General features: G+C 36.6%; 17 protein-coding genes, 1 tRNA gene, 1 pseudogene and 1 riboswitch. Of the genes and pseudogenes, 14 read left to right on the top strand and 5 right to left on the bottom strand.

Annotated elements, in window-relative coordinates; genetic code table 11:
* Window positions 1-23: 23 nt before the first annotated feature.
* The 3 genes from selA (at window position 24) to AB8S09_RS04960 (ending at window position 3609) form a co-directional block, all read left to right on the top strand.
* Complete coding sequence (gene selA / locus AB8S09_RS04970) at window positions 24-1406, top strand: L-seryl-tRNA(Sec) selenium transferase (RefSeq protein WP_294183640.1); 1383 nt, start codon at window positions 24-26, stop codon at window positions 1404-1406.
* Between the two features lie 30 nt (window positions 1407-1436).
* Window positions 1437-3344 (top strand): selenocysteine-specific translation elongation factor, encoded by a 1908-nt coding sequence (gene selB, locus AB8S09_RS04965; RefSeq protein ID WP_294183642.1) that lies wholly within the window; start codon window positions 1437-1439, stop codon window positions 3342-3344.
* A gap of 168 nt (window positions 3345-3512) precedes the next feature.
* Window positions 3513-3609, top strand: a tRNA-Sec gene (locus tag AB8S09_RS04960).
* Window positions 3610-5002: 1393 nt separating this feature from the next.
* On the opposite strand, the gene AB8S09_RS04955 is transcribed toward AB8S09_RS04960, so the two are convergent.
* A complete protein-coding gene (locus AB8S09_RS04955) occupies window positions 5003-5218 on the bottom strand; it encodes a hypothetical protein (RefSeq protein WP_294183644.1) in 216 nt (71 codons plus the stop codon).
* A gap of 209 nt (window positions 5219-5427) precedes the next feature.
* Between AB8S09_RS04955 and AB8S09_RS04950 the strand changes: the two genes are divergently transcribed.
* Entirely contained in the window at window positions 5428-6330 is a 903-nt protein-coding gene (locus AB8S09_RS04950; protein WP_294183645.1) for an MBL fold metallo-hydrolase, read from the top strand.
* Window positions 6331-6410: 80 nt separating this feature from the next.
* Here the strand turns inward: AB8S09_RS04950 and AB8S09_RS04945 are convergent, their stop codons facing one another.
* The 4 genes from AB8S09_RS04945 to thiS are packed head-to-tail and all read right to left on the bottom strand — an operon-like array spanning window position 6411 to window position 10189.
* Window positions 6411-8723: a ferredoxin-like domain-containing protein gene (locus AB8S09_RS04945; protein WP_369868595.1), complete on the bottom strand. Its 2313-nt coding sequence runs from the start codon at window positions 8721-8723 to the stop codon at window positions 6411-6413.
* Window positions 8724-8737: 14 nt separating this feature from the next.
* Entirely contained in the window at window positions 8738-9148 is a 411-nt protein-coding gene (locus AB8S09_RS04940) for a M67 family metallopeptidase (protein ID WP_294183651.1), read from the bottom strand.
* Between the two features lie 5 nt (window positions 9149-9153).
* A complete protein-coding gene (locus AB8S09_RS04935; RefSeq protein WP_294183653.1) occupies window positions 9154-9984 on the bottom strand; it encodes a HesA/MoeB/ThiF family protein in 831 nt (276 codons plus the stop codon).
* Window positions 9974-10189 carry a sulfur carrier protein ThiS gene (gene thiS / locus AB8S09_RS04930; protein WP_294183655.1) on the bottom strand — a complete coding sequence of 72 codons (216 nt, stop codon included), beginning with the start codon at window positions 10187-10189 and terminating at the stop codon, window positions 9974-9976. Before thiS ends, AB8S09_RS04935 begins: the two co-directional genes overlap by 11 nt.
* A gap of 138 nt (window positions 10190-10327) precedes the next feature.
* Window positions 10328-10433: riboswitch (SAM riboswitch) on the bottom strand.
* Window positions 10434-10918: 485 nt separating this feature from the next.
* Here thiS and trpE point away from each other — a divergent pair.
* The 10 genes and pseudogenes from trpE to AB8S09_RS04880 form a co-directional block, all read left to right on the top strand.
* On the top strand, window positions 10919-12349 hold the full coding sequence (gene trpE / locus AB8S09_RS04925; protein ID WP_294183657.1) for an anthranilate synthase component I: 1431 nt from the start codon (window positions 10919-10921) through the stop codon (window positions 12347-12349).
* Complete coding sequence (locus AB8S09_RS04920; RefSeq protein ID WP_294183659.1) at window positions 12349-12939, top strand: anthranilate synthase component II; 591 nt, start codon at window positions 12349-12351, stop codon at window positions 12937-12939. The genes trpE and AB8S09_RS04920 overlap by 1 nt, the downstream gene beginning before the upstream one ends.
* Entirely contained in the window at window positions 12920-13930 is a 1011-nt protein-coding gene (gene trpD / locus AB8S09_RS04915; RefSeq protein WP_369868594.1) for an anthranilate phosphoribosyltransferase, read from the top strand. Before AB8S09_RS04920 ends, trpD begins: the two co-directional genes overlap by 20 nt.
* 16 nt (window positions 13931-13946) lie before the next feature.
* Window positions 13947-14738, top strand: coding sequence for an indole-3-glycerol phosphate synthase TrpC (gene trpC / locus AB8S09_RS04910; RefSeq protein ID WP_369868593.1), 792 nt, complete (start codon window positions 13947-13949; stop codon window positions 14736-14738).
* Between the two features lie 145 nt (window positions 14739-14883).
* Window positions 14884-15516 carry a phosphoribosylanthranilate isomerase gene (locus AB8S09_RS04905; RefSeq protein ID WP_369868592.1) on the top strand — a complete coding sequence of 211 codons (633 nt, stop codon included), beginning with the start codon at window positions 14884-14886 and terminating at the stop codon, window positions 15514-15516.
* Window positions 15516-16691, top strand: a complete 1176-nt coding sequence (gene trpB / locus AB8S09_RS04900) for a tryptophan synthase subunit beta (RefSeq protein ID WP_294183668.1) — start codon at window positions 15516-15518, stop codon at window positions 16689-16691. The genes AB8S09_RS04905 and trpB overlap by 1 nt, the downstream gene beginning before the upstream one ends.
* Window positions 16691-17485: a tryptophan synthase subunit alpha gene (gene trpA / locus AB8S09_RS04895; protein WP_294183670.1), complete on the top strand. Its 795-nt coding sequence runs from the start codon at window positions 16691-16693 to the stop codon at window positions 17483-17485. Before trpB ends, trpA begins: the two co-directional genes overlap by 1 nt.
* Window positions 17486-17676: 191 nt before the next feature.
* Window positions 17677-18165 carry a MarR family transcriptional regulator gene (locus AB8S09_RS04890; protein WP_294183673.1) on the top strand — a complete coding sequence of 163 codons (489 nt, stop codon included), beginning with the start codon at window positions 17677-17679 and terminating at the stop codon, window positions 18163-18165.
* Window positions 18166-18311: 146 nt separating this feature from the next.
* A complete protein-coding gene (locus AB8S09_RS04885; protein WP_294183678.1) occupies window positions 18312-18878 on the top strand; it encodes a flavodoxin family protein in 567 nt (188 codons plus the stop codon).
* 93 nt (window positions 18879-18971) lie between these two features.
* Window positions 18972-19085: pseudogene (locus AB8S09_RS04880) on the top strand (helix-turn-helix domain-containing protein); the annotation flags it as partial.

Below are 19085 nucleotides of genomic sequence, written 5' to 3'. Positions count from 1 at the left end.
TAATTGTATGAGGAGGGCGTAATTTGGAAAAGAATAGATTACTGAGAAAACTTCCCAAAATTGATGAACTTCTGAATTGTGAAATTGTAAAAATTGAATTGAACAATACTATGAGAGTGCTTGTGATGAATTCACTGAGGGAGTCTATAGATTTTTACAGAGATCTTATTTTGCGTGATAAAATAGAAGATTTTTCTGAAAAAGAAATACTTGAAAAATTCAAGGAAATAGTTGACAAGAAAAAACAATCGAATTTCAAGGGCTTGATAAATGCTACGGGTGTTATTATACATACTAATCTTGGAAGATCACTTTTATGTAAAAACGCCCTGGAAAACGTAATTAATGTATCCAGTAACTACAGCAATTTGGAATATAACTTGGAAAAGGGCACTAGAGGTTCAAGATATGAACATGTTGAGGAAATAATTGAAGATATCACAGGAGCTGAAAGTTCACTGGTTGTCAACAATAATGCCGCTGCAGTGCTTTTGGTTTTAAATACCATGTGCAGCGGGAAAGAAGCTATAGTGTCCAGGGGACAGCTTGTAGAGATTGGAGGCTCTTTTAGAATACCGGAAGTGATGAAGTACAGCGGTTCTAATATTGTGGAAGTTGGAACCACCAATAGGACGCATATTCAGGATTATGAAAATGCAGTAAATGAAAATACAGGTGTTTTTATGAAAGTGCATACTTCAAACTTCAGGGTGATTGGATTTTCAGAGGAAGTGCCTGCCGAAGATTTGGTCAGACTTGCGGCAAGAAAGAGGATACCTGTGGTAGAGGATATAGGAAGCGGTACCTTGATAGATTTTTCGAAGTATGGATTTACACACGAGCCAACAGTACAGGAAAGCGTAAAGTGCGGCATAGATGTGATCACTTTCAGCGGCGATAAGATGTTGGGAGGACCGCAGGCAGGAGTAATTGTGGGGAAAAAGAAATATATAGACAAAATGAAAAAAAATCAGCTTTTGAGGGCATTGAGAGTGGATAAAATGACTCTTGCCGCCCTTGAAGGTACCCTTAAGTATTATGTGGATGAAAAAGAAGCTGTAAAAAATATTCCCACACTGTATATGATGTTAAGCAGCAGCCAGAAGCAGGAGAAAAGGGCTCGTATTTTAAAAGAAAAGCTGGAAAATAAAGTACCTGATTTTGAATTTACGGTAGACAGTGATTATTCTATGGTAGGCGGGGGCTCTATGCCTGAAGAAAAAATACCCACCTATGTAATTAGAGCCAGGAGCTGTAAAATGCCTCCTGAGGAAGTAGATAGAAAATTGAGAAAGGCACGTATTCCAGTAATCGTCCGCATAGCCAACGATGAAATTGTAATGGATTTGAGAACTATGTTCGACAAGGATTTTGACATTTTAGTGGATGAGTTTGCAGATCTGTAAACTTGTTGGCTTGAGTTGGAGGTAATTTATATGAAACATGTTGTAATAGGGACAGCAGGGCACATAGATCACGGTAAAACCGCTCTTATAAGAGCTCTTACGGGAAGGGAAACCGATACCTTAAAAGAAGAGAGGGAAAGGGGAATATCCATAAATCTCGGATTTACTTTTTTCGACTTGCCTTCTGGAAAGAGAGCTGGAATTATAGATGTACCAGGTCATGAAAAATTTATAAAAAATATGCTGGCGGGAGTCAGCGGAATAGATTTGGTACTTATGGTCATTGCAGCAGATGAGGGAATTATGCCCCAGACTAAGGAACATTTTGAAATACTTCAGCTGTTAAATGTAAAAAGGGGTATCATAGTGATAACCAAAATTGATTTGGTTGACAGAGAATGGCTGGACATGGTGGTGGAAGATGTGAAAAATGAATTCAAGGGAACTTTTCTGGAGAATGTCCCCATTCATAAAGTCTCTTCTAAAACGAAGGAAGGACTGAATTCTCTCGTAGAAGATATAGATAAACTTACAGATGTAGTGCCTCAGAAAGATACCACCGGTCATTTCAGGCTCCCTGTGGACAGATCATTTTCCATAAGTGGTTTCGGAACTGTTGTAACCGGGACTGTAATCAGTGGAAAAATAAGAGAAGGTGAAAATGTACAGATATACCCCTCGAAGATAAAATCCAAAGTAAGGGGGATACAAATTCATGGACAGCAGGTAAAGGAGGCGGAGGCAGGTGAGAGATGTGCAGTTAATTTAGCTAATGTCAAGACCTCAGATATAAATAGAGGTGATGTGGTATCTGTAGAAAATTTTATGGAACCCTCTCTCATGGTGGACTGCAAGTTATATTATCTTAAAAGCGCCTCCAGACCTTTGAAAAACAGGCAGAGAGTGAGACTTTACCACGGCACCAGCGAAATTATATGTAGAGTTGTAATACTTGACAGGGAGGAGATAAGTCCCGGAGGGGAAGCTTATGTTCAGTTAAGACTGGAAAAACAGCTTACTTCCCAGAGAAATGACAGATTTGTAATAAGGAGCTATTCCCCGATGTATACCATAGGTGGCGGCATTATAATAGAGCCTGCAGCCAGAAAGGCAAAGAGGTTCAATTTGGAATATATAAAAGAATTAAAACTGAAAGAAAGCGGCAGAACTGAAAATATACTTGAAAATACAATTAAAAATTTAAGCGGCAGATATCCTGGAAAAGAAGATATATTAAAAGCCATTGGGAAAAGAGATGAGAATATTCAAGAAGAGCTTGAAAAACTCGTAAAGAGCGGATCGGTAATCGTGTTGAATGAAGGAGAAAAACCGGTATACCTTCACAGGGGTTTTTTAGACGAAAAGGTAAAAGTTCTTCAAAGTATTTTAAAGGATTTCCACAGTAAAAATCCTTTGAAAACCGGTATGTCCAAGGAAGAAATAAAAAACAGGGTGTTTGGCAGCAGAATAAAGCAAAAACTATACAGCTGTATAGTTGAGTTACTGGAAGATGAAGGTAAGGTAAAAGCTTGCGGCAGTTTTATATCCTTGAAGAACTTCAAAGTAAAATATACTCCGGTGCAGAAAAAAATTAAAGAAAAAATACTGTCAGAATTTGATAAGGAAGGGTTTATTCCCCCTAAATATACGGAAATGGAAGCTGGCTGTGAGGATAAGGGGAATTTTAAAATGGTATTTGAATCTCTGATAGACAGTGGAGATTTAGTGAAAATTGGAGAAAACTGCTGCTTTTTATCCAGGGATTACGAGAAAGCAAAAGATGTTGTAGTAAATTTTATAAGATCACGGGGGAGTATGTCTCTTGCCCAGTTGAGGGATGAACTGAATACCAGCAGAAAATATGCTACTATATTTATGGAACATTTTGATAGTATAAAGCTCACAAAAAGGGTTGGAGATTCGAGAGTCCTGTATTAACACCCAGGAAAATACTGTATATAATTGCTGCATTATGGTTATAGTAAGTGTAAAGTTATTTATAGGAAATACTGATAGAATATATAAATTTATTTTATGGGTTCTGCTTTATTAATTTGTTGACATTATAGCATAGTGTACTTATAATGATACATGGTGCTTTTAAATGGGAGTAGATAGGTGCTGGTGTGCCTGCCGGTCTTCAAAACCGTGTTGCCGTGCTAAGACCACGACGGGTGGGTTCGATTCCCACATATTCCCGCCAGTTGATATAGCTTAAACCATTGAATTTACTCAATTTGATTACATATTTTAAAGGACTTTTATAACAAAAAAATGTTATAAAAGTCCTTTTTTGTATCAAAAAAAACTGTTTTGCGGTTATTGTGATTTAAGTAATTTAGAAATACACAGATAGATTATTATCCGTGTATTATAATCATTATTTTAAGTCTTTGATTTGATTTTTTAGTATATTAAAGTATTTGCGTGTAGGTACATTTAATTGAAAAATCTAGGGGTGAAAATCCCTGGAATGAGGTTTAATGCAATATAAGTTTAGATACTGGAGATTTATGGATTAGTGTAATGGATATGTTACTAATGTTACCGAATTTATTAATATGAAATGTTATAATATCCATACAACTTAACTTTAATATGATGTTGAAGGTGATTTTGTTGAAATTAATAGCAATAAAGGTGCATATGGTTAACTGGCTAAAAAATATGGCTTATGGTTCCAAACCAACCGTTAGTGGGTATACAGCTGCTGGACACTGCCCTAATTTTGCCACTCATTGCTGTTTAACATGTGATAGATGTTGGAAAAATTATCATGGTAAGAAATAATTTTGCTTGGATTGTGTATATCCACTAGGATAAGCACTGTTAATTGGCGTTTATTCTCATTTTATTCATAAAATAATTGGATTTGTTGCAAATAGTTAATTAATATGGCACCAAGTTGTAATAGAAACCATGTATACTTATAAGTGTCCTGAGGGAATAAGCCTTAAAGAAAATGAAAATAATTGCTTTATATAAAAATATTATTGGTAATTACTATTACTGGTGTCTGCGGTTGCAGGGCACGTTAAATTTAAATGCAACCGCCAGCAGATTCTTTATAAAATCGATCTCCCTTAAGATTATACAAGATAGGCATCCTAAATGGTGGGTGCTTATTTTGCTTGGAGGAAAATAAAAAATAATGGAAAAGAAAAATAAATAAATTATTCGGATACATGAATGAGCGCCAGATGTCATACAAAAATGTAAGAATAGAAATGAAATTCAAAATGAACGGTGTGGACAAATACTTTACAGGTTAAAAACAGCATAAAAATGCCGTAAAAATTTATAAAATATCATACAGTTAATAAAGATAAACCTGAAAAAGAAAATAACAAGTAACTTTTGGAAGAAGTTACTTGTTTGTATATGGGTTCTTTCTCGTATAGCATGATTTTGTGAATTTACAAATTCTCTGTAATTATTCACTCGCACACTCTATTATTATATTATAGCTGGAACAAAAAATACACTCATTTATGGTATTTTTATTAATTTGATAATTTTCGTGCAAAATAATGTGATTATTTAGCCATGAGCTATTATCTTGGTTCAGGCTATTTTTATTTATTATTTTGCATAAATTAAATTAGTTTATCGGATTTTTCTCTCATCTCAAGCTGAATTTGCGCAGGCAATTGTTGATATATTTCTTTTATATAATCTTTGTCGGTTATAGCTTCGTAAATTGATTTTGAAAGAATTTCAGTAAATTGTTTTTTAGTCAGATCAGATACTTTTTTAAATTTGAATGAACTGACAACAGATTGAACAGCTTTATTTATAGAATTTCTGAGCATAAATACATCACCCCACTTTTAAAAAATAATTCTAGAAAATAGTGTGGAAACCTTTGGGAGATAATGTAATTGTCATAAACTTTTGTTTTGAAATGATTATGGATTTCTATAGTTGTTGATGCTATAATTTTTATATTGGTAAGAAATATAGTAAAAAATGATGCAAGAAAGGTGGACTAAGCTTTAGTAAAATTTGCTAAAGGTAAAATATGAAGGTAAAAAGAGTGAAGGGCAGTACGTTTTGTATCGACACGGGGATGACGTATATACCTTTTTATAAGATCAATGAAAGGGAAATTATCATGCTGGATACGGGATGGGCAGGAGAAAGAAGAGGGATAAATGAAATCCTTCAAAGGAATGGTTTTAAAGTCAAAGGTATAATATGCACTCATGGACATATAGATCATGTGGGAAATAATTCATATTTGAAGGAAAAATATGGATGCAATATTGCTATGCCAGCCTATGAGGCATTTATATGCAGCTCTGCAGTAAATTTAAAACTTTATTATAATAATCAGACGTTATCCGATATAAAAGAACATTTCGGGAGTATGATCTGTAAAACGGATATTATGATTTTAAACCACCAGCATTCGGTGTCTGTAGGTGGTGTTGAATTTAAAATTATTCATACACCAGGTCACAGTCCCGCACATATATGTATTATTACTCCTGATGATGTTGCATATCTTGGAGATTCTCTCATAGGTTATGAAGTCATGAAAGGGGCAAAAATGCCTTATGCTTATATACTTACTGAAGATTTGAAAAGCAAGAAAAAACTTTATGGTTTAAATTTCAGTGAATACATAGTGGCTCATAGGGGGATATTTGACAATATTACAAAACTCGTGGCCGACAATATAAATTTTTATAAAACCAGGGTGGAAAAAATATACGATATAATAAGCGGTTCCATGACAATGGAAGAGATTATGAAATCTGTTATAAAAAAATTCAAACTGCATGTAAACAGCAAGTATAAATATGCCGTTATGACAAAAATGCTCGAGTCCTATGTACAGTATCTGGATGAAATGGGAGTCATAAAATTGGGTGTGGATAATGGGGCCCTTAAATACTCAAAGATAAAATATACGGACTGAAATTTTGTTTTAATTACTTTATTGGAGATGACATGAAAATTTATAATGTCATCTCCCTGTTAATTGAAAATGAATTTATGTCATTTTTTTTGAACTACGAGCAGATTATAACCATTGTAATTTGCATCCGTAGAAATTATTTTGTTTCCCTCTTTTTTTACACTTTGCGGAACATTGTTTATAGGGTCGCCGTCATCTAGGTAAAATCCTACTTTTTGTCCGGATTTTATCTTGGAAAGTTCTATCTTTACTTTTACAAAGTTCATAGGGCATTTTACCCCTCTCAGATCCACAATTTTGAAATCTGAAGTTTTATTCCGGCTGTTAACTTCACAGCTGTTTTCATTTTTTTCTTTTGGAAGTGTTATTTCCAGCTTCCCGTTCAGGGATTTGTACATGGCCTCTACTTTGTTGTAGAGATATTCAACTTCAGGTGCTTTAGATGATATGTCATTTGTCCCGTCAATTTTATAGTCTATAAGATCCTGAAACAATTTTTTAATTGAAGATTTGACATAGCCCGTTTCTATAAAGTTCCTGTTGAATTCTTCAAATATTTCCCTGTCTTTGTTGGAATCCACCCCTCTGAGTACCAGAAGAGTCCTTGCTGAAGACAATGCGGAAGAGTATAGATCTGAGTTTTGTTTTGTATTCTTGTACCTTTCCAGTGATGATTTTGCATTTGACAGATCAAGTTTTATGATGTCCATTACACCCGAACTGCATTCTCCAGGTCCGCGGCCTTTCAGTGAAAATTTTTCACAGGCTCCGAAATCAAAATATATATCCGGATCTTCAACAAATTTATCCACATTGGTGTATTTGTTTATAAGCTGTTGTATGTCTTCGGATTTGTTGCCCAAAAAATCATAAAAATTTTCATGCCCGGAATTTAATTTCAGTTTGGCAAGCTCATATATGAATAACGGTACTTTCTTTACAGGAACATCCCCATAATCATCCCCCATTCTGGCTATATTTGATCCCACTTTACCTCCAAAGGATATGGAATACATAGGTACGAGCCCATTTTTCGTACGCTTGGCTCTTCCATGAAGGCCTATGGCACCTTTTTCATGCTGGGCACAGGAATTTGGACAGCCTGATATAAACAATCTTGGCAGTGCATCTCTTAATTCAGATGAGGCACCTTCAAATTTTTTCTTTATGGCTTTTAAAAGATTTTGTGAAAGACATAATCCAAGCTGGCAGGTGGAGGCGCCAACACAGGTTACAGAATTGTCTATATTGTATATGGAAGTAAAGGTACCCGTTATTTTTATGAGGTCTTCAGCATCTTTTTTCTTTAAATCCCTTATAAAAAAGCCCTGGGTATTTGTGACCCTGATGGATATTTCATAGTTCAATTTTTCTATAAAATCAAAGACTTTATTTAAATTTTCCACTTTTAGATTCCCACTTTGAGGATGAATGTAAACAGAATAATAACCTTTCTGTTTCTGTGGGAACAGTACATTTCTGAATTTCCTGTCTACTTTTATATCTCGGACTATTTTAGCATCAGAATGCAGTATAAATTCATTTTCATCCACTTGTATGTTGAGATCGCCTTTTTTCTTTAATTTGCGTATTTCCCCTTCTAATTCTTCAACAAATTTTTTTCCACCTAATCTCATGAGTATGAATCTTATTCTGGCTTTGTTTTTGTTGGTTCTGTCTCCCTCTGCTTCAAATACGTTTTTAAGACCCTGTATATAGTAGAGTATTTCATCTGCAGGTATAAAATCACTTAATTTTAAAGCTACTCTTGGGCTTCCGCCGAATCCTCCGGCTCCATATACCTCAAAACCTCTTTTGTCATTCACTATTTTTGCAATAAAACCTAGATCTGATATGGTTACATTGCCTGTATCTTTTGAGCTGTTGGAAAAGCCTATTTTGTATTTTCTGGGCATATTCATGGTAGTTGGATCTTTTATGAGATAGTTAGTAGCTGCCTTCATGTAAGGTGTCACGTCAAAGACGTCATCTATTGAAACACCTGAAAGAGGGGAACACTCCACGTTTCGTACGGTATTTCCACCAGTGCCCTTTGTTATTATGCCAACTTCTATAAGAGAATTTAATATTGGATAGGCATCTTTTAAATCCACACTTTGAAATTGAATGTCCTGTCTGGAGGTGAATTTCAATTTACCTTTTGAATATTTTTCGGCCAACTTGCTTATATGTTTGAACTGCTTTAAGGATATGACCCCTCCCGGTATCCTGGTTCTTACCATGTAGGTTTCTTTTTTCCTCTGTTCATATACCCCCATGGAAACCCTGAAGGCTTTAAATCTTACGGGATCTATTTTATCATTTAAATATTCTTCAGACTTTTCTTTTATGTCTTCTATGGATTTGTAATGATCTTCATTTATTTCTATCATAATTTCACTCCTTTTTAAATTATTTTGTATTCAGGTTTTTTAACATTTTTGTCCTTGTCAATTTTAAATAAGTTAAATACCGGCTTTTCTTTTTCAAGAGATAAAATTCCATATAATATTTTATCATCAAAAGCGAGCCTTTTATCTTCTTTGGATGGTCTGGAAGGTGAATACGGGTGGGAATGATAATTTCCAATCATACTGAGCTTTGCAGTTCTCATAAGTTTTACAGCTTTGAACTGTTCGGCGGGATCCATGGAAAAATGCTTACTGCTGTGATCCTTATTCGTCAAAACATATATTTTTTTTATGAGAATATCTTCGCCGTGGTTTAATCCTGCAAGATAACCACAGCATTCATCTGGAAATTCATTTCTGGCCTGCTCTAAAATTTTTTTATACTGTAGTTTGTCTATATATATCATAACCGTCACTTGCTCGATTTCTCTGTTTTAAGATCACAAGCAGCCTGCTTATAGTCTATCAATTTTTTTATCGTGGGGTGATCACCGCATACTTTACAGCTTTTGTTTTTAGATACCTTTATTTTTCTAAACTCCATTTTAATCGCATCGTAAGTTAAAAGGTATCCGGCAAGATTGCTTCCAATTTTGAGTATGTACTTGAGAGCCTCTGTTGCCTGAAGTGTTCCTATAATTCCACCCATTACGCCCAGAACACCTGCTTCCCTGCAGCTTGGGACGACATTTGCTGGAGGCGGCGATTGAAAAATACATCTGTAGCATGGAGTGCCATTATCAGGTATGTAAGTGGTGAGCTGTCCTTGAAATCTTATTATTCCCCCGTGGGAAAATGGTTTCTTGGAAAATACACAGGCATCATTTATTAAAAATTTGGCTGGAAAATTATCTGTACCATCTATTATGAAATCATAGTCCTGATCTTTTATTATATCCAGTATATTGTTTGAATTTACAAGCTCATTATAAGTTATTACATTTACATCCGGATTCAATTTGTTTATGGTTTCCTTTCCGGATTGAACCTTGGGTTTTCCAACGTCTTTTGTCTGGTGTATTATCTGCCTTTGAAGATTTGAAAGATCAACTACGTCTCCATCTACGAGACCCAAAGTCCCCACTCCTGCAGCGGCAAGATACATTGCAGCCGGCGCTCCCAAACCTCCTGTACCTATTATGAGAATTTTTGAGTTCAAAAGTTTTTCCTGGCCTTCTACACCTACCTCAGACAGAATTATATGTCTTGAATATCTTTCTATCTGATCTTCGCTAAAATCCAATGTTTCCACCTCCCATGAAGTATAAAAAATCAATCTTGTCATTTTCTTTTAAAACAGTACTGCTGAAATTGTTTCTGTCCACAAATTCATCGTTTAACTGTACGGAAACCATATCCGGCATTTTTACATTTTCTGTTTTTAAAACTTCTGTTACAGTCACCCCTTTCTTTATGTCCTTGCCTTTTCCATTAATTGTTACTTTCATAGTACCCTCCTTATTGATGAATATAGGATTTTATCTTTTAACCGTTTTGGGAAAAAGACTTTATATTTATATCTTAAGACTTTGACAAAATAAAAAACTTTCCTGTTTTATAATTTACAAGAAAGTCATTTTATAATTTTCTCATCTTTCAGGTAAATTATATAACCTGTTGGAATTGGCACCTTTGAAATAATCAGGTTGCCGGGCGTCATAGGGCCAGTCCCTCTGCCTCTCTTGATAAGAATTCAATATTTAATTTATTAAATACTAACACATTTAAAATAAAATTGTCAATAAACGTAAAAATCATATTGACAATTTTGAGAAAGTGGTATATTATATAAAATAATTCAATTTCTAAAACTTATGAGAGGAAAGAGTAGATAGAGGAATTTAGTTTAAGCGAGTCCGGGGCAGTGAGAGCCGGGTGCTGTAGCCTGTATTGAATGGGTCTTCGAGGTGCCCTGCGAAATGATAGTAGCAGGAGACGGTAGTCTACCGTTAAAAAGACAGGGTATCGAGTAAAATCCGTACCTGAATGAGATAGTTTGTAAATAGGTGGTACAGCGAAATTTTGCATTTCGTCCTTTTGGATGGAATGCTTTTTTTGTTTATCAAAATCTATTTTTCAAATTAATAATGGGTGGCACCGCGGTCATTTCGTCCCAGTTTGTGGATGAAATGGCCTTTTTGCATTTAATATCAATTTATTTGGAGAAAGGTGGTAAAATGATAAATTTGTCTGAAGGGGAGTTTTGCAGTTATAAAAACTTGAAGAAGAATTTTCCGCTGTTCATGAAAAGCAGCGGGGATGAGACGACTCCTATAAGTATTTATTACAGTTTAGCCGGAAAAAATAAATTTCTGCTTGAGAGCATACATTCTGAAAATGAGATAGGCAGGTATTCTTTTATAGGTGTGGATCCATATATGAAAGTGAGAAGTTGTGGAAACGACATATGTGTGGAAAAAAAAGGTTCATTAGAGAAAGTGAAAGGAAAAGTACTTGATTATATTAGAAAATATTTGAATGTTCCCTATGAGACTTTAGGCCTTTCCATTCCGTTTACAGGAGGGGCAGTAGGGTATGTGGGATATGATATTGCAAGGCAATACGAGAAGCTGCCTGATGAAAATAAAGATGATATTCAGACTCCGGAATCCTATGTGATGTTTTATAAAAAGTTTATCTGCTATGATCATTTCAAACATGAAATTTATTTCATTTACAATTTTATGAAAGGGGATAGTGTGACTTATCATGAGGTAGAATTTCAGCTGGAACAGTTAAAAAATATGGTAGGCAGGGGAAATTCATTTCATGAACTTGAGGGAAAAAATGCGGCAAAACATGTTACTTCCAATGTTACGGAAGAAAGATACTGCAAAATGGTGGAAAAGGCCAGAGAATATATAAAGGCAGGCGACATATTCCAGGTGGTTTTGTCCCAGAGGCTGAAGTCAAAGAGTATTTCCGATCCCTTTGACGTGTATAGAAGGCTCAGATCTGAAAATCCATCCCCTTATCTGTTCTATATTGATTTTGGAGAATTTAAGATAGCAGGGTCGTCACCTGAAAGTCTTGTATCTGTGAAAAACGGAAGAGTGACCACCAATCCCATAGCGGGCACAAGACCAAGGGGTAAAAATGTAAAGGAGGATATAAAACTCAGGCAGGAACTTTTAAGTGATGAAAAAGAGAGAGCAGAACATGTCATGCTGGTGGATCTGGGAAGAAACGATATAGGAAAGATAAGTGAATTTGGTAGTATAAATCTGGATAAATTTATGGACGTAGGCTTTTGTTCCCATGTAATGCACATAGTTTCAAAGGTGTCAGGCAGGCTGAAGAAAAATTTGGGATATATAGATGCATTGATATCCTGCCTTCCGGTGGGAACTGTATCCGGAGCTCCAAAGATAAGGGCAATGGAAATAATTGACGAACTGGAGGACAGCAAAAGGGGAATATATTCGGGAGCTGTAGGGTATTTTTCCTTCAATGGAAACATGGATACCTGTATTGCAATAAGGACCATACTTTTTAAAGACGGGTATGCCTATGTTCAATCAGGGGCAGGTATTGTCTATGATTCCGTTGCTGAAAATGAATATAGGGAAACACTTAACAAGGCCAGGGCCATGATAGAGGTGATATAATGATACTTTTGATAGATAATTATGATTCTTTTACCTACAATCTCTACCAGTATGTTGGAGAAATCTATGAAAATGTAAAGGTGGTGAGAAATGATCAGATATCTTTGAGGGAAATAGATGTGCTGAATCCGGATGGGATAATACTTTCTCCAGGACCTGGAATACCTGAAAATGCAGGTATATGTATAGATGTAGTCAGGAAATTTGGAGCTCGGATACCGATTCTGGGAATATGCCTTGGACATCAGGCCATAGGCTGTGCCTATGGGGGCAGAGTGGTGAGAGCGGGGAATATAATGCACGGGAAAACATCCCAAGTGGCTTTAGAACAGAGTGAAATATTTGAACATTTGAAAGATTCCATAGATGTGATGAGATATCACTCTCTTGTTTTAGAGAGAAAAAGTCTTCCCGAGGAGCTTGCTGTAATTGGCGAAAGCCTTGATGACGGGGAAATAATGGCTGTAAAACATAAAAAGTATAGAGTCTATGGACTTCAATTTCATCCTGAGTCCATTCTTACGGAAAATGGGAAGACAATTATCAAAAATTTTGTGGAGGGGATTTGCAATGCTGCAGGAAATAATTGAGGATGTTATAGGTGGAAATGATCTGGGAGAAAAAGAAGCTTATGCTTCCATGAATGAGATCATGCATGGAAGGGCAACTGATTCTCAAATAGGAGGATTTTTGATAGCTCTCAGAATGAAAGGAGAAACTTCTAAGGAGATAACAGGCTTTGCCAGGGCGATGAGGGACAATGCCCTGACCTTAAAGCTTGATTCTGATTATGTCATCGACACCTGTGGAACCGGCGGTGATGGTGGAAAGACCTTCAATATATCAACTGCAGCTGCAATAGTTGCGGCTGCTGCAGGAGTGAAGGTGGCAAAGCACGGTAACAGGGCAGTGTCCAGTAAAAGCGGGAGTGCAGATGTACTTGAAAAGCTTGGATTTGATATAAATTTAAATCCGGAGGATGCCAGAAGAAGTATAGATGAAAATGGTATGGCATTTCTCTTTGCCCAAAAGTATCACAGTGCCATGAAAAATGTGGCAGGTCCAAGAAAAGAATTGGGGACAAGAACTGTGTTCAACCTTCTGGGGCCGCTTACGAATCCTGCCTTTGTAAAAGGACAGGTGCTTGGAGTATATGATAAAGACTTGACTCATCTGACGGCTGAAGTGCTTATGAATCTGGGATGTGAAAGAGCTCTGGTGGTTCACGGAGAGGACGGCCTCGACGAGATAAGCACTACATCTAGGACTTATGCAAGTGAGCTTAAAGATGGTAATATAAAAGATTATACTATAAATCCGGAAGATTTTGATATCAAGGTCTCCAGCATGGATGACATAGCAGGCGGCACAGCTTTTGAAAATGCCAAGTCCATAGTTGAAATTTTAAAAGGCGGTAAAGGTCCCAAAAGGGATATTGTGCTTTTGAACAGTGGAGCGGCACTTTATATTGGGAAAGCTTCCGGGAGTATAGCAGAGGGAATAGATATGGCAGGAGAAATTATAGATTCAAAAAAGGCCTATGAAAAGCTGCAGGAACTTGTGAATTACAGGATATTGTAAGGAGGTGATAAATAAAGTGATACTTGAAGATATAATTGCAAAAAAAATACCCAAGATCAGACGGGAAAAACAAATTGTACCCGCAGCAAAACTTGTTAAAAACTTTAATGATTCGACAAAGAGGGATTTCAAAAGAGCACTGGACAAAAGAGGGATATCCATTATTGCCGAGATAAAAAAAGCTTCTCCTTCAAGGGGAGTGATACTAAAAGATTTTGATGCAGTGAAAATAGCAAGAATATATGAAAAATTGGATATAGATGCAGTTTCCGTACTTACAGAAGAAAATTTTTTCCAAGGAAATGATAGATATATAGGTGAAGTTAAAAAAGTAAATTCAAAACCTGTACTGAGGAAGGATTTTATAATTGATCCATATCAGATATATCAGTCGAAGGCTCTTGGAGCAGATGCCCTGTTGCTTATAACTGCAATTTTAAAAGATAGATTGAAAGAGTATTACAAGCTGGCGGAAAAAACTGGGCTTCAATGTCTGGTGGAGGTTCACGACGAGAGGGAACTTGAAACTGCACTGCAGACGGAATGTAATATCATAGGTATAAACAATAGAAATCTAGAGAATTTTTCGGAGAATTTAAAAAACACAGAAAAACTTATAAAAAAAATACCTTCAGGTATTACCGTGGTATCTGAAAGCGGGATAAAAAACGAGGAAGATGTAAGATATCTGGAAAGTGTTGGAGCAGATGCAGTGCTTATAGGCGAGACCTTTATGAGAAACGTAAATAATGTATCCAGACTCCATGAATTTGTAGGTAATATAAGAATATCAAGTTTTAAATATTAAAATTCAAATATAAAATATTAAATTTGGTAGATTTTCAGTCTTAGCTGAAAATCCTCATTAATTGTGAATTGTAAATTGTTAAAGTTTGTTCTTTGAACTTTATAATAAAGTGGCAGCATTTGAACAAGTATGGGGGGTGCAGCCTGTGACTCTGGTGAAAATATGCGGGATAAGGAGAAGCGCTGATATAGAAATTTTAAATGAACTGATGCCGGACTATGCAGGATTTATATTCTGTAACAGCAAAAGAAAAGTAACTGTAAGTGAAGCAGAAGAGCTTATAAAAAAATTAGACATCAGTGTCGGAAAAGTGGGAGTCTTCAAAAACAATGATGTGGATGAGGTAATTGATGCAGCCCGATATTTGAAATTGGATGTAATTCAGCTCCATGGAGACGAAAATGAAAAATATCTGAATTGTTTGAAAGCTTTTAATATATGGAAGGCAGTTCATATAGATGTAAATCAGGGGTACAGTGAGGATATTGTGCAAAAAATACACAGTACATGTAAGCTGGGAATTGAAGCCTTGCTGCTGGACAGCAGTGTAAAAGGCAAAAGAGGCGGTACCGGAATGAGTTTCAACTGGAATGTATTGAAGGATATTCATATAGACAAAAAATTGGTTCTGGCAGGAGGGCTTAATTCAGGGAATATTGTTCAGGCCATAAAAATTGTTAGACCGCAGGTGGTAGATGTGTCCGGCGGTGTAGAGGAAAATGGTATGAAAAGTTTTAAAAAAATAAAAGATTTCATAGGGAAAGTGAGGAGTATATAATGGAAGGAAGATTTGGAAAATTCGGCGGCCAATACGTTCCTGAGACCGTGATGAATGCAATCACAGAGTTGGAAAGGGAATTCAACGAGGCCATAAAAGATAAAAAGTTCATAGATGAATACAAATATTATCTTAAAGAATATGTTGGAAGAGAGAATCCATTGTATTTTGCCAAAAATATGACGGAAAACCTGGGAGGAGCCAAGGTATACCTCAAGAGGGAGGATTTAAACCACACCGGGGCACATAAGATAAACAACGCCCTGGGCCAGGTACTTCTTGCCAGAAGAATGGGGAAAAAGAAAGTTATAGCTGAAACGGGCGCGGGACAGCATGGAGTTGCAACTGCAACTGTAGCTGCCCTGTTTGGAATGAAGTGTGAGATATTCATGGGTGAAAAGGACATAAAAAGACAGGCCCTTAATGTGTTTAAGATGAAGATATTGGGGGCAGAAGTGACCTCTGTTACTGCTGGAACTGGGACGCTGAAGGATGCAGTAAATGAGGCCATGAGAAACTGGGTCTCAAATATAGAAGATACTTTTTATGTAATAGGATCCGTAATGGGACCTCACCCATATCCTACCATGGTGAGGGACTTCCAGAGAGTTATAGGGGACGAGGCCAGAAGACAGATTCTGGAGAAAGAAGGAAAACTACCTGATTATATTATAGCCTGTGTAGGCGGCGGAAGTAATTCTATGGGTATTTTTTATCCTTTTGTGGAAGATAAATCCGTTAAACTCATAGGGGTGGAAGCAGCGGGAAAGGGACTAGACACAGACAAGCATGCGGCAACCATAGAAAAGGGCTCCGTAGGTGTGATCCACGGAATGATGACCTATGTGCTCCAGGATGAAGATGGACAGATACTTCCTGCCTATTCCATATCGGCAGGTCTTGATTATCCTGGAGTGGGTCCGGAGCATGCATATTACAATGATGTAAAGAGGGCAGTTTATAAATCTGCCACGGACAGGGAGGCAGTGGAAGCATTTGCCTATCTTTCAAGAGTGGAGGGGATAATTCCCGCCCTTGAAAGTGCACATGCAGTGGCCTATGCCATAAAGCTTGCCCCAAAACTTGACAAGGACAAGATAATTATCATAAATTTATCAGGAAGAGGAGACAAGGACATGAATACCATGGCAGCTATAATGGGGGTGGAATTATAATGAACAGGATAGATTTGAAATTCAGCCAGTTGAAGGAAAAAAATGAAAAGGCACTCATACCTTTTATAACGGCAGGTGATCCGGATTTGGAAACTACTGTGAAAATTGTACTTGCAATGGAAAATTCAGGAGCGGATATAATAGAATTGGGTATACCCTATTCGGATCCTCTGGCAGATGGTGTTACAATACAGGCATCTTCAAACAGGGCACTTAAAAATGGAGTGAAGATATTCAAGATAATGGACACAGTGAAAAACATAAGGGAAAAAACACAGGTGCCTCTCGTGTATCTGGTCTACTACAGTTCCATATTCAAGTATGGAATGGAGAAGTTCATAAAAGAATGCAGCAGCTGCGGCATAGATGGACTCATAATACCGGATCTTCCCATAGAGGAGAGAAAAGATATCATAACAATGGGAGGTAAGTATGGAGTGTACCTTATTCCTCTTGTGGCACCTACGTCCAAGGAGAGAATAGAAAAAATAGTAAGGGGTGCCAGGGGATTTGTGTACTGTGTTTCCGTAAACGGAGTTACAGGTGCGAGAAACTCCATAAACACTGATATAAAAGAATATATGAAAATTGTTTCAAGCTACACTGACATACCCAAGGCGCTTGGATTTGGAATATCATCTGCAGCCATGGCTGAAAAATTCAAACCTTACTGCGAAGGTATAATTGTGGGCAGTGCGTTGATTGACAAAATAGCGGAGGGAAAAGATAAGGAGGATATGCTGAATAGTGTGAAAGCATTTATTGGAGAATTGAAAAATGCCTTAAAACAGTGATTTGATTCTGTGTTTTTAAAAATTACGTTGTAAAAGTGTGTGTTAAGAACGCCTCTTTACAGGCGTTCTTTTGATGATTCTCTTTTTTGATATATAGAGCAATTTCTAAAATAATTATTTTGATATTGTTGAAATAGAAACAAAAATTTAATATAATATTATTAATATACCGGCAGATGGGAGGATGAGCCATGAACAAAGAAGAACAAGTCCTAATGGGTTTTTGGGACATATTTAACAAGAGAATTTGGCTTGATGGCTTTAAAATGAAAGCCAGCCTCAAGGATTACAAGCCCTCTGAAGTACATTGCATGGAATATATTGAAAAAAATGCAGATTCCAATGTGACAAAACTTGCGAAAGCCTTTTATATAACAAGAAGCGCCGTAAGTAAATTAACTAAGAAGCTTATAGAAAAGGGTCTTGTCGAAAGCTACCAGAAGCCGGATAACAAGAAAGAAATATATTTCAGGCTTACTAAACAGGGAAAAACAATTAACAAAGTCCATGAGAAACTGCACAAGGAGTTTCAAGAGCGGGATAGGGTTGTGTTTGAGCAGATAACCGAGGAACAATATGACAGTATGCTTAATTTTGTGGAAAAGTATAATAGACATTTGGATGCAGAGATAAAAAAATTAGGTGTAGATATTACGTCTGGTTATTGTGATAAGCTATAGGCAGCCAATTCTATTGAGAGTGGGCTGCATTTTTATTACTAACATTTTGTTGACAAAGACTCAAAAATGCGATAGGGTATCTATGGGTCTTAAGACACAAAATTATTTCAATCAAAATGGCCCCAGGATAATAAGGAGGAAAAAGAATGAATATCATTGGAATTATTGCAAGTCAGCGTAAAGAAGGAAATACCGCCTTTATTGTAAACAAAATACTTGAAGGTGCCAGGGAACAGGGAGCGGAAATCAGATCATTTAGTTTTAGTGATCTTGATATCAAACCATGCCGGGGCTGTTGGGCCTGCCACAAAGGCGATCAGGGTTGTGTTATCAATGACGACATGCAGGAAATTTATGACGCCATTGAGCATACCGATGCCATCGTTTTAGGCTCGCCGATTTACATGGGACAGATGAGTGCCCAGGGTAAGATATTCACAGACAGGCTGTTTGCGAGATTTTCTCCACGGTTTTCTCCATTTTTCAAAGAAAATACTGTGAAACAAAGGCTGATTCTTTCGTTTAACCAAGGTAATCCTGATGCCGGACTGTTTAGACCGTATATTGATTACACGAAACACATATTTGAGGTGCTGGAATTTGATGTTAAAGAGGTGCCTGTCGTTACTGGTTTGCGAAATGAACCGGCATATGAAAGGGAAGATCTACCCATGGTCTTGAAAAATTTCGGTTCGTCGTTGGTTTCGAAATGATTTCTAGATTAAGTAAAAGATAGAGCGTTTATAAAACTGTTCTTAAAGTATTTCTACTCCCATATTGTATCTATTAGTAGCTTATATATCTCTACCTTATTGAAAAACAACAAAGCTAGGGCAGTGAGATTTTCAACGTTGGAGGCAATTTGTAGGGAACTCAAATGCCAGCCGGGGGATTTGCTGGAATATAAAGAAAATGATTAG

It is taken from the genome of Clostridium lapidicellarium (genome assembly GCF_041224415.1).
Lineage (GTDB): Bacteria > Bacillota > Clostridia > Clostridiales > Clostridiaceae > Clostridium_B > Clostridium_B lapidicellarium.
Note: the sequence above shows the minus strand (reverse complement) of the source record. Positions and strands in the feature narration are given on the sequence as shown.